This is a genomic window from Cohnella baijiui, assembly GCF_020731285.1.
GTDB lineage: Bacteria > Bacillota > Bacilli > Paenibacillales > Paenibacillaceae > Cohnella.
The window spans coordinates 252,348-265,060 of the sequence record NZ_JAJFOW010000002.1; the positions used below are offsets into that span (position 1 = coordinate 252,348).

General features: G+C 55.9%; 8 protein-coding genes. All 8 read right to left on the reverse strand.

The window, feature by feature from the left end; translation table 11 throughout:
- Nucleotides 1–220: 220 nt before the first annotated feature.
- The 8 genes from LKX83_RS02915 to LKX83_RS02950 all read right to left on the reverse strand — a co-directional run bounded on the left by LKX83_RS02915 (nt 221) and on the right by LKX83_RS02950 (nt 12,699).
- Entirely contained in the window at nt 221–1,843 is a 1,623-nt protein-coding gene (locus LKX83_RS02915) for a response regulator transcription factor (protein WP_227880677.1), read from the reverse strand.
- Nucleotides 1,828–3,591: a sensor histidine kinase gene (locus LKX83_RS02920; RefSeq protein WP_227880678.1), complete on the reverse strand. Its 1,764-nt coding sequence runs from the start codon at nt 3,589–3,591 to the stop codon at nt 1,828–1,830. The genes LKX83_RS02915 and LKX83_RS02920 overlap by 16 nt, the downstream gene beginning before the upstream one ends.
- A gap of 93 nt (nt 3,592–3,684) precedes the next feature.
- Nucleotides 3,685–5,415 carry an extracellular solute-binding protein gene (locus tag LKX83_RS02925; RefSeq protein WP_227880679.1) on the reverse strand — a complete coding sequence of 577 codons (1,731 nt, stop codon included), beginning with the start codon at nt 5,413–5,415 and terminating at the stop codon, nt 3,685–3,687.
- 103 nt (nt 5,416–5,518) lie between these two features.
- On the reverse strand, nt 5,519–7,081 hold the full coding sequence (locus LKX83_RS02930) for a carboxylesterase/lipase family protein (RefSeq protein WP_227880680.1): 1,563 nt from the start codon (nt 7,079–7,081) through the stop codon (nt 5,519–5,521).
- A gap of 90 nt (nt 7,082–7,171) precedes the next feature.
- Nucleotides 7,172–8,968, reverse strand: a complete 1,797-nt coding sequence (locus tag LKX83_RS02935) for a type 2 periplasmic-binding domain-containing protein (RefSeq protein WP_227880681.1) — start codon at nt 8,966–8,968, stop codon at nt 7,172–7,174.
- Nucleotides 8,969–9,016: 48 nt separating this feature from the next.
- Complete coding sequence (locus LKX83_RS02940) at nt 9,017–9,979, reverse strand: carbohydrate ABC transporter permease (RefSeq protein WP_227880682.1); 963 nt, start codon at nt 9,977–9,979, stop codon at nt 9,017–9,019.
- Nucleotides 9,976–10,896, reverse strand: a complete 921-nt coding sequence (locus tag LKX83_RS02945; RefSeq protein WP_227880683.1) for an ABC transporter permease subunit — start codon at nt 10,894–10,896, stop codon at nt 9,976–9,978. Before LKX83_RS02945 ends, LKX83_RS02940 begins: the two co-directional genes overlap by 4 nt.
- Nucleotides 10,897–11,175: 279 nt before the next feature.
- Nucleotides 11,176–12,699 (reverse strand): glycoside hydrolase family 43 protein, encoded by a 1,524-nt coding sequence (locus LKX83_RS02950; RefSeq protein ID WP_227880684.1) that lies wholly within the window; start codon nt 12,697–12,699, stop codon nt 11,176–11,178.
- Nucleotides 12,700–12,713 lie beyond the last annotated feature (14 nt).

A 12,713-nucleotide genomic window follows, 5' to 3' on the forward strand; every position in this document is an offset into this window, starting at 1 on the left:
ACCTAGTAGAGAGAATAATAAATCGTTTCAGATTTTATGGAAGTTAAAAAGAGACGACCCTGTAAGGTCGTCTCGAGATAGATCCACATGTTATGATGTTCCATCTACGGGATAGGCGAATAAATCTGAATCAAATCCAATATTCAACCGTTTCCCCTCTGAAATCCGAATACAGAATCCAGGACCTGCTCGTTCTCAAGTCCGCGCCGGCCCCCGTTCGCTACTGCCGCGCGGCTTCCCGATAATCCTGCGGCGTCACGCCGGTCGCCTTCTTGAAGAAACGGGTAAACGATTGCGAGGCTTCGTACCCGACCAGCACGCCGATCTCCGAAACTTTCCGCTCCTCTTGCTTAAGCAGCGTCTTGGCCCGCTCGATGCGGGCCGCTTCGATATACTCGGACAAATTGAAGCCGCATTCTTGCTTGAAGAGACGCGATAAATACGACGGATTGAAATGGGTATAGCCGGCCAGACGAACAAGCGACAGGTCTTCCGCGAGATGCTCATCGATATAGGCGCGAACCTTCCCGATCGCTTCGGCCGCGCGGTTGCGCTCGCCGGTTCGCCTCAGCTCGAAGAGCCGGTCCGCCGTCGTCCGCAAAAACGCGAATGCCTCTGCCCACGAAGGATGCTCTTCCTGTCGCATAAACGCCGCGGTTCCCGGGACCTTGTCCTCCAGCTCCCAGCGGTTCACGTAAGACAACAGGACGAGCGCAATCGTGTAATACAGTTCCACAAGATGAGGCGCGCCAAGCTCCCGGTCCGGTGATGTCATTTCGTCGAACAGCTTGAAAAAATCATCGCGGCGCCCCGCATCCAATAAAGCGGTTAGCGCATCCGACTTTTCCCGCGGCGAGCGATCTTTGACGGTGCAGGAAGGCTCGCCCGATTCCAGCGGTACCGTCTGTACCAGCTGGGCGCCGTCGCCGATTCGCAGCTGCCGCTGCCTCCTGATTTTTTCGTAGACCGAAGACAGCGTCTTCCATTCGCAAGCTCGGTCGCCCAGCGAAACGGCGACGGAGTAATCCAAATTCTCCGTGCACGCTTGCTGAATCAACTCGAACTGCCCCTCTAAATAAGGGAGCGTCGGCGCCCGATCATCCGTTAGGGAATCGTCCTCCAGAGCGCGCCTGGGCTGGATTAGCCAGACGAGGTCCCCGAATCGATCGATCATGCCGAGGCTTCGGGTCTGAACGGACAGGAACGTCTCCGCCAACAACGTTACGGCGAGCGCGGCTTCCTGCCGATTGGCATAGGAAGGCCTCTGAGAATCTTGGGACAGGTCGCCCAGCGCCACGAATACCGGCAGCGAGGGATCCAAAGGAATGCCCAGCTTCCGAAAATCTTCATCCAGGCTTTCCGGCATTCTCACTCCGTGCAGATGATGTTGAAAGTAGTTTCCTCGCGCCAATACTTCCAGCGTGTTCAGCTTTTCTTTCGATTGCTGGATGAGGTTGGCCATGCGTAAACTCTCGTCCAGCTCGGCGATGGCTTGCCTGACCGCCGAGATGACCTTCGGATAGCCTTCGCTCTTCAGCAAATAATGGACGCCAGGTGTCTGAATCGCTTGGTACACCGAGTCGAAGTCGCTGTATCCGGTCAAAAAAATGATCCGGCAGTGCGGCCAGTTCGTCTTGATCAGAGACAGCAGCCGCATCCCGTCGATGCCGGGCATGCGGAGATCGGACAAGACGATGTCCACGCGTGTCCGATGGAGCCAGGCCAGCGCTTCCCGGCCCGAATAGGCCTTGTACAGGTCCAGTCCCAGGTCCTGTCCGGACAGCGTCTCGTACAAGCCGTCGGTAATCATCTCTTCGTCGTCGACGATCAACAATCGATACATCGGTTCGCCCCTTCCCATTGGAAATGAAGAGTTACGCGTAGCCCGCCTAATGGGCTTCGGTCTACCCTAATCCCGCTGTTCTCGCCGAATGTAATGTTCAAACGGCGATGGATATTGACCATTCCCGTCGTCTCCGCGAGCGCGTCCCTGTCCGACAGCGCCAGGGACAGTGCATTCAGTTTCTCGTCCGTCAGTTGATCGCCGTTGTCTTCGATTACGATATCAAACTGATCGTCCGCGCTTTCAAAGCGGACGACGATCAGACCGTTTTCTTCAATGCGTTCCAGGCTGTGCTCGAACGCGTTCTCGATGATCGGCTGGACGATCAGCCTGGGCACGCGAAGGTGTTCGTACTTCGCCGGGAGCTCCTCGAACCGCGCTTTGACGCGCCTGGAAAACCGCAGCACCTGAATATCCGTATACGTGCGTGCATGCTGAATTTCCTGCCCCAGCGAAATCATGTCCGAGGCGTTGCGCGTGACGAACTGAAAATACTCGCCCAGTTGAATTGTAAATTGTTCAACCCGCTCCATATCCCCCGTTTTGGCCATCGTGTTCAGAATAAAAAAGCTGTTAAACAGAAAATGCGGATTGATCTGCGATTGAAGCTGCTTCAGTTCGGCGCGCTGGGTCATGATTTTTTGTTTGTACGCTTGGTCGATCAACGACCGAAGGTTTGCGACCATCTGGTTGAAACGGCTGTACAAATAGCCGAATTCGTCCTTGGACGCGTGCGTGATGACTTGATCCAGATCTCCGTTCTCCACGCGCCGGAAGCTCTTCACGAGCCTTAGCAGAGGCTTGTGAATGAACTTGTATGTCGAGACGGCGTACAACGCGACGATCACCAGCGCCGCCGCCGCGAACAACCATGCCCACGTGTAGAACTTGTCCATCGGCTTGCGGATGACATCGGACGGAATAAATCGGTAAATGGCCAAATCAAGCTTGTCGGATGCGGCGTGGACCGTATAATACGCATGGCCCCCGATCTCCTGGGATTCCCCGTAATCGGCCTCCGGGCTTGCGTGCTGCTCTGCGAAAGCGGACGCCTCCTGCAGAAAGCGCTCGACAGCTCCGCTTGCGAGCTTGATTTCATGATGCGGCGAGACAAACAAGGTGCCGCTGCCCGCATACGTATTGAACTGGGCGAGCGATTCTCTCAGCTTCTGCTGGTCCAATTCGATCTCGACGACGAAGAGCGGCTGTCCCCCTGGGGTTCCGCTCTGCTTGGCCGCGCTTAGGAACAGCCCGTTTCGCCATTCGACGATTCGAGAGCCGCGGCGGCCGTAGACGGACCAAATGTCGGCATACCTCTTCTCGTCGAGCGAACGAACGCCGTCGACGGACGAAACCGCCCGGCCGATCGGGCGGATGTAGACGCTGACTTCTTTGATGTACATGCTGCTGTTCTGGATCAGATAGAGCCGATTTCGAAGCGAGTTGATCTTGTCGGTCCGCTCGATCGTCCCCATCCGATCCCACAGCAGCGTCAACGCGTTCAGACCATCATCCTCCAGCAGGCCGAATTGGAGCAGCTTGATCCTTTCCACCTCGTTTTCGAGGAGGGTCAGGTAAAACGAGGTTTGGGAAAGCGCCGTCTTGCCGATATCCGCCTTGGCCGTCTGTACGGACCACTGGTACAAATAAAGCCCGAGAAGGAGAAGCGGCATGAGGATCAGCAGAAACGTCAGGATCAATCGGAGAAAAAGGGTGTTGCGAATCGAAAACATCGGCGTATTGAACACGGCGCGCCTCCATGCTTTATCGTTCCTTTCGATCCTATCCTTTCACGCTTCCGGGCACAATCCCTTTCACGAAGTTCTTGCGCACGGATGCGATTACTTCTTCATGGAGGCGTAATATTCATTGGCCTCGGCCGTCATTTGCTCTCCGCCGATCTTGTTCCAGTCCTGCACGAATTTGTCGAATTCTTCGATCGGGGCGCCCAGAATAATTTTGACGAACACCTGGTTTTGCATTTTTTCCAGCGTCGATTTGCGTTCGACCATCGTCGGCGTAGGCGCGCCTACGAATTTGTCCAGCAGGAACTGCTTGTTTTTGTCATACTGATCGACGACGGCTTCCGCGCCTTCGGGGCCGTAAATGCGTTCCCATCCCCACAGCGCGAAGCCTTCCTTGGAGCCGGACGCGTAGGCGTCCAGCTTTTCCTGAATCGTCTTGGCTTCGCCCGCCAGCTTGGACTTGTCGCCCGTCTTGCGCGCCTCCTCGAGCGCCCGGAACGATTCCAGATTTTTCTTGACCGGCGCGGGCTGGAATGGCGACAGCTGCCAGACGCTTTCCGCATTGGGTGGAGCATAGTATTTTTCGATCTCCTGGGTCTCTCCCCAGTTCTTTTCAACGTGCAAGTTGAACAATTTGATGATGGCTTCCGGATGCGCTGCGCCTTTGCGTACGGCGAAAAACTTGGTCGTGCTGAATATCAGCGGAACCTTGGGCGCCTCGCCGGATGCGGTGACGATGGGGAATGCCCTCCACTGCGCGTTCGGTTCGTTATTTTTGTTCAGCTGCAGCGGCCAGATGGAGTTCCATTGTCCGCCATACTGCATGCCGATTTTGCCTTCGGCGATCGTTTCGGAGACTTTGCTGCCGTCTTTCACCCCGAACTCCTCGTCCAGCTCCCCGTTTTGATACATCTTCTGCAGCGCTTGAAGCGCTTTCTTCATCTCCGGCTGAACGCTGCCGTACACGAGCTTGCCGGTCGAATCCTCCAGCCAGATGTTCGGGTAGGCGCCGTAGCCGGCCATGAAGCCCTCCAGTCCCATCGCGCCGCCCCACAGATCCTTCGTAACCCCGAGACCGTAGGTGTCCTTTTTTTGATTGCCGTCCGGATCCCGTTCCGCAAACGCTTTCGAAATGGCTTCGACGTCCGCCATCGTTTTCGGCGGCTCGAGCCCCAGCTTGTCGAGCCAATCCGTCCGGATCCAAAGGAACATGGCTTGCTCGATCGACGAACCGGATTGCGGAATCGCCATCAGCTTGCCGTCGAACGTCGCGGCGTCGAACGGTCCCGAGCCTTCCTCCGCCAGTATTTTCTTGGTGAGCGGGGAGGCGTATTTCTCGTACAGCGCCGTCATGTCCTCGATCTGGTCCGAATCCGCAAGCTGCTTGAGCTGGGTGGCGTTGACCGGGATGATATCCGGGAGATCGCCGGAGGCCAACGTTACATTGAGCTTCTGCAAGTATTGATCCGAAGTTTCGTTGCCCTTGATGACCCAGTTGTATTTGATCTTGATGCCAAGCTGATCTTCATACAGTCGGGACCAGCGGTTATCTTCGAACGTTTCGTCCTTCAGCACGCCCAGCACGTTGTTCTCCACGACGTCGCTCAAGTTGCGCACCGTGGCGATCTCGATCGGCGGATCGTATTTGCCGAGCGGGTCTGCCACGGCGCCCGTCCCGCCGGTCTCTTCCGCCGACGGACCGGACGTATTCGCCGGAGAAGCGTTGCCGTTCGGGTTGCCGTCGTTGCCGCTGCAGGCTGCGAGCGCCGACGAGAGCAGCATGATCGTACTTAAGGCCAAAAGCGAACGAATTTTGTCTATGTACATAACCATACCCCTTTTTGGATGCAGTCTATAGACAGGCGGAAAAAGCCGAACAATGTCCGACTTTTTACATGATTCACCATCATTGACAAAATTTTAATCGCAATTATTCATCAAAAGCCGATCCTGATTCCTGCGCTCCCAACGGCTTGTTTTTCTTGAAATATTGCTTTACGAGAAACTTCATCGTATCTCTCGGCTGCTCCCTGGCAAACGCCGCTTGATCCGCGAATCGCATGCCGTACGGCGCTTCCGGCGTATAGGGCTCCCATCTCGGCAGGTCCTCTCCCGTCGAATCCAGGCCGTTCGGATCTCCGGTTCGGATGAAGTTCGCCCAATATTGGCACATCTGGCGGGCCAGATCGTAATGCTTGCCGACGAACGGCCTCCAGCATTTGGCAAGGGTCTCGAAGAAGAACCAGAGATCCACCGAGTGGAACGTTCCCGGGCGATCCCATCCCGGGATGTCCGCATCGAATTGGTAGTAGTACAGCGGGATATGGGCGCCGGTATCGGCATTGGCCTGCCCGGCAATGCGTATCGCGTATTCGATGCCGCTCACCGAGGCCTTGTTCACAACCTCGTCCAGGTTGCCCGAATGCGCATCGCAAAGCGAGAGAAACGCTTCGGCATCGTCACCGAACAGATCGACCGCCATGCGCTTGAATTCATCAAGCTTACCGACATCCGGAACGCTGAAAAATTCGGATGACGTATGGCCGAACAGCACCGGCACCATCCAGCGCTTGTTCTCCAGAAATAATTCGAACGCGTTGCCTACGCAGAACTTGCGATCGACAACGGTGCCCCAGAATGCTTTGGACTCCAGGTACTTATCGCGAACATATACCGCATCCAGCTTGCGTGCTTCCGCAAGCGAGGATACGCCGAGCGATTCGAAGAATCGCACGCCTTCCCGTTCGGCTTCCTTCAGATCGCGCAGAAACCTGGGCGAAGAGGCGCCCGGATAGAGCTTCGCGAATACCCCGCTTTGAACGATCGCCCTTTGAAAGAGCCCTTCGTTCTGAGGCGAAGCGAGCTGGCTCATCACGCTGCCGCCGCCGGCCGATTGTCCGCCGATGGTGATATTGTCCGGATCGCCGCCGAAAGCCGCGATATTTCGTTTCACCCATCGCGTGGCGAATTGTTGGTCGAGGTGGCCGAAGTTCGCGGGAGTTTCCGGACATTCCGCCGTGATCTCGGGATGGCATAGGAATCCGAACGCGTTCAGACGATAGTTGATCGTGACGACAACGATGCCCCTTCGGGCGATGCGTTCGCCGTCGAACTCCATTTCCGCTGTATGGCCGACCTGCAGGCCTCCGCCGAAATACCACACGTACACCGGCAGCTTCTCATCGGCGCGGCCTGCCGGCGTCCATACGTTCAGATAGAGACAGTCCTCGTCCATGGCGATGTCCGGCTCTACCGCCCATTCCCGGGTGTAGATGTTGTTAACGTCGATCTCTTGCCTCACTTGCATCGAAACCGGCGCGAATTCGAACGCTTGAAGATCGCCTTCCCAATCATGAGCGGGCTGCGGGGCGCGCCAGCGGTTGTCGCCTACGGGCGGAGCGGCGAACGGTATCCCTTTGAAGCTCGTAATCCGGGGGTCGGCTGCCGGCAATCCCCGTACCGTTCCGTTTTCTACCTGAACGACTCTGCGCATCTTGGCATCCTCCTTCATCGACCTGGTTAAATCAATTCGGAGGGGCATATCTTTTGGATATGTCCCCTCCTGATGAAGTAAAAGATGAGCTTACTTGCCGGCTTGCGCGTCGGCACGCATTTTTACAATTTTCTGTGCCTTGGCCGTATCGGCGGCCACAACGTCCTTCCAGCCGAGGCCTTCCACATCCTTCTGCATCTTGGTCCACAGCTGGTCGAATTCCGCTTGGTTTTTCGCGAAGACCATTTTCCAGGATGTGTTCTTCACATAGTCCGAGATCTGGCTGCGTTTGTTCTTGATATCCGAGGAATCGGTCCCGAGACTCGTGTTGATATTGGGAACGATGTCGATCATGTTGTTTTTCAGGTAATAGTCCGTCGCGTTCTTGGCGTTGTAGGCACTCTGCCAATCCGTCGTCAGAGCGGTCTTGTTCGCTTCGATGGTCGAGCTCCAGTAGTTGTTGTTATAGAATTCTCCCGTATCCGGATCGATGACGAAGTCGCTCATGATCATGCTGTTGATCTTGCTCTGTCCGTCCTGGTACCCGCCGCCGCCGTATTCGTCCGGAACGGGCGTATTGTTCTGGAAGGCGGTCTGACCGACTTCGGTCAGCTTGAACTTGCCGTCCGAAGTCTTCTCGTAATTAAAGCCTTCGAAGCCGTTCGTGTAGTAGCGCAGACCTTCCGGAGAGACGAGCCAATCCATGAATTCCATGATGCGGTCGGGATCTTTCGCCTTCGAACCGATCGCGAACACTCTTCCGCTGCCGTAATAAGCGTCGCTGCTCTGAATGATGCGAGTATCGGCAATCGGAACCGCCACGTTGCCGTCGCCGTTTTTGCCTCTCTCGATCGTATTGTAGAAGCCTCTCTGCCAGGAGTACCACAAGAGAAGAACCTGCTTGTTGGTCAGCTTCTCGGCGACTTTGTTCCAGTCCTGGGTCGGCGAGTCGGGGTCGACGAGGCCCATCTGGTTGGCGTCAAAATAAAACTTCAGAATCTGCTTGTACATGCTGTTGTCGTCGATAATCGGCACGATATCGCCCTTCGCGTTCAACTGGATCGTCGTGGTGCCGTCCGGCTTCTCATAGCCGTACCAGTTGCTGAGCCAGCGAACGTTCTCCATGGCGCCGGTACCGCCGTCCCAATCCTTCCACAGCGTGATCGGAACGATCGGCTTGCCGTCCGGCGTCTTCGGGTACTTGGCCTGCATCTGCTTCAAGACGTTCAGCAGATCGGTCAGATTGTTCAGCTTGGGAGCCCCGACTCCCTTGTAATAATCCCAAGGCATAATCGGGCTCGAGTAAGGAATCTCCTCCGAGAAGGTCGTGGGCGAGGTATCGGCTTCGAACGTCGGCAAGCCGTAAATCTTCCCTTCCGGATTGACTTTGTCGAAGGCAGCGTTAAACGGCTTGAAATGATTGTCCGCGTATGCGGACAAGTACTTCGTGTTTTTGAGCTTGTCCGTAATATCCATGACCAGTCCGGCCGGAATCAATTCTTCCAACTGGCTGTTGTCGACGATCAGAAGATCGCCCAGATCGCCCGCCGCCGTTCTCGTCTTGAACAGCTGATCGCCGGCCACCTGCGGAGAAAGAATGTTCAAGGTGATGTTGAATTTATCCTTGACCAGCTTGCCGTACCACCCCGTCTGCTCGCCTTGGTAATTGGCCGCGTTGTCGAAAACGGTGATCGTCAGCGGCTTGCTGTGATCGATCGCGCCGCTGCCTTGGGAAGCGCTCGCGCCTGCGCTTGGAACGGACGGCGCGGCGGATGGCGATGCCTTGCCGGAACCGCCGCTGCATCCGGTCAATGCCGCCGATGCGAGGAACAGACCCGCGATGGACGCGGCCATCGTTTTTTTTGCGATTTTTCTGCTTTTGCTCATGTTTACCCCCCACACTTGGTCAATGTATTATAATGGCACAGGCGCAAGTCAACCTTTCACCGCGCCGATCATAATCCCTTTTACGAAGAACCGTTGGAATATCGGGTACACCAGCAAAATGGGCGCCACGACGATAATGGTCACCGTCATTCGGATCGAAGTCGTCGTCTGCTTGGTCGCCAGGCTGGCCATAGCCGTCGAGCCGGCGTTCTGCAGGTTGACCATGGTCGACAAGGAACTGGCCTGATTGATGTAGTTGTAGAGAATAAACTGCAGGCTGTAGAGCTTGCTGTCCGTCACCAGCAGCAGCGTGTCCTGAAAGGAATTCCACTGATCCACGGCCGCGAAGATCGCGACCGTCGCCAAAATGGGCTTGCATATGGGCAGCATGATGCGAAAGAAGAGCGTCAACGTCCCGGCGCCGTCGATGCTGGCCGCCTGCTGCAGCTCCTTCGGCGTCGATTCGACAAACGTCTTGACCAGAATGATGAAAAAAGGAGCGACGATCGTAGGCAGCACATAAGCCAGAAAATTGTTGGTCAGGTGCAGCGACCTCATGGTCAAATACCACGGAATAATGCCGGCATTGAAGAACATCGTGATCACCGTGAACCTGTACCAGAACCTCCTCCCCCACATATCCTCCTGGGTGAACATGAAGCCCAGGAATGCCGAAGCCCCTACCGTCAACGTCGTTCCGATGACGGTCCTTCCCAACGAGACGAGCGCCGCGTTCCCCAGGCCCGGAATCTTAAATACGTCCAAGTAGTTCTGGAAGTGGATATGCTTCGGGAGAAACACGACATCGCCTTTGGCGCTGAGATCGTTGGCGCTAATCGTGTTAATGATGATGGAATAAAAGGGATAGATGCAGACAAGAGCGAACAGGGAAAACAGAGTATAAATCAAAACCGTCATGAACTTGTCCGCGGCGCTGACCTGAAACTTCATTTTTTTGTCGACTCGATGCGCCGGCTCGCGCGGCGCCAACTCGGCTGCGCTGTCGCTCATACGATGCTCTCTCCTCTTAACAATTTGGACAATCCGTTCACCGAAAAGAGAAGCACAACGCTGATCAAGCTCTTCAGCATGCTGATCGCGACGGACACGGAATAGCTGCCGCCTCCCATGGCCAGGTTGTAAACGTACAAGTCCAAAACCTGGATGTTTTCCTTGTTGAAGGCGTTCTGGAAGACGAAGTACTGCTCCAGGCCATTGTTGAGGAAGCTCGCGATCTGCAGCATCAACAGCACGAAATACGTCGGCAGCATGCTTGGCAGAACGACATGCCGGATCACCTGCATACGTGTCGCGCCGTCTACATGCGCCGCTTCGTAAAGAGAATCGTCGATTCCCATGATCGCCGCGATATACAGGATGGCCGACCAGCCCAACGATTTCCAGGTCATCCACATCCACATCGTCAGCCACACGTGATCGGAGCTTTGCAGGAACAGGATCGGCGAATCGGTCAGTCCGAGCTGCTTCAGCATGCCGTTGACGATCCCTTCGCTGGAGAACATCGAGAAGGCCAGCGAATAGACCAATACCCAGCTGATAAAGTTCGGAAGGGTGGTAACCGTCTGGATGAACTTTCGAAAGCGGACGGCTTTGATCTCGGTGAGGAAGATGGCGAAGATCATCGGAAGCCAGGAGAAGAGTAGGGCCAAGCCACTCATTCCGAACGTGTTCTTGATGACCTGCAGCAGTTGATCGACCTTGACCTGGTTCTCGACCAAGGAATGAAACCACTTGAACCCTACAAACGGGGATTCGGACAGCGGAATCGGCGGCATGTAGTCAAAGAAGGCATAAACCCACCCGTACAGGGGGTAGTAGGCGAAGACGCCAAGCAAGATCATAAACGGCAGGATGTAGAGAAATTTGCGTATGGAAATGCTTTTCTTGCTGTAAAGTCGCGTTTGCACCGTGTCGCTCCCTTCATTCTGTTGGCGATTATTTTGTTTACGCTTTCATTATAGAAAGGCGGAAACGGTCCGAACAACGCGCATCTTTTTACTTGCTTCACCATCGTTTACCTATTTGTAAGCGCTGTATATTCCAGACGATATCTTGCGATTGAAGGCAAGGGACCGAGCGTTACAGGAAGAGCGTTGCAGGATCGCTCTTGTGTCGCACGCAGAGAAGCAGGAACGTGAAAAAGGAGAATCTCGCTGGATTCTCCCTGAGAATGAATTCCGTGAAGATCAAGAGTCGGCGGCACTCTCTTTGGCGTACCGAAAGTAATCGAAGTCGGCGTAGCCGCCAATCTCTCGGGTCGCGTAGTTGAACAAGCCGATTCGATAGCCCATGAAATGATCGAGCGTATATTTCATTTCCAACGAGCGTCCGATGGTCTTCCACGCTTCTCCGTCGAACGAATAGGCAAAGATCGCGGAATCCCCTCCATCCCTGAAATTAAAATCGATTCTCAAAAGGATTCGATCATGCTCATACAGCAAGCTCTCAACGATTACCTCGCGGCCGTCCTCCCCTCGCACGCACATGGCAACGCGGCGCTCGCCGTTCTCGCCGACCCGAAGGCCGACGAAGCCGAAGCGGCTCTGCAGCGCGACCAAGCCGGCGCGATCGCCCGGCTTCATCCCCGCCGCGTCCAGCAGCGTCGTCCCGGAGCAGGCCGGGCCTTCCGTTCGCTGCGTCAGCGTATTGCGAGCCCGCTCGATCCGGTCGGCAATCGAACCTGTCTTCAGCCGCAGCCAGCCAGGCCGCTCCGTCACCGTCCACAGTCTGACGTCCGGGTTGTGGTTCCACTGCCAGTTCAACGCCAGCCGATTCTCGGCATAATCGAACTCGTCGCTGATTACGAGCGGCTTGGGCTCCGAGATCGGCAGCGGCACCTCGAACGTCCCCGGTACCTTGCCGTCTGAGCCGAGCACCGGCCAACCGTCCTCCCAAACCATCGGCACGACGCACGGCACGCGGCCGACGGCATCGCGGTCCTGAAATAGCACCGCGTACCAATCTCCGTCCGGCGTATCGACGATGCCCCCTTGGGCGACGCCGTTGTTGCGATAGCCCATGTCGTCGTCCAGGACGATGCGGCGTTCGTATGGCCCGAGCAGCTCTCGCGACCGATAGACGACCTGCCTGCGGCGGCGATTGCCGGTATTCGGCCATTCGATGAAGAACAAATAGTAGAAGCCATTCAGCTTGTAGGCATGACAGCCTTCGCAGCGCAGCATGATTCCTTCGCGCTCCGTCTCGAACAGCAGACGATCGATGCCCCCTTCTCGAACGGCGGTCGCGTCCGCCGTCAGCTCGCGGATGCGGATGTCGCCATTGCCGTAGATTACGTAGACGCGGCCGTCTTCGAACAGCAGGCTCGGATCGTGATGCAGCCCCGGAATGACGAAACGCTCCCAGGGTCCGTTTTCGATGTCCATCGTACGGTACACATAAAATTGGTTCATGTCGTTGCAAGAGAAGGCGACGTAATACACGCCGTCATGATAGCGCAGGCTGGCGGCCCATGAGCCATTGGCGTAAATCCCCTTCCCGTCCAGCAAGTGATGGGCGTCGTTGTCTTCAAGCGTTTCGAAGACGTAACCGACAAGCGCCCAGTCGTTCAGGTTCTCCGATTTCATGATCGGACAGCCCGGCATCGAATGCATGCTCGTGCTGACCATATAGTAGACGGAGCCGACCCGGATGACGCTTACGTCCGGAACGTCCGCCCAGATGACGGGGTTCGTTAGAATCGTTGAACACATCGTTTTCCTTCACT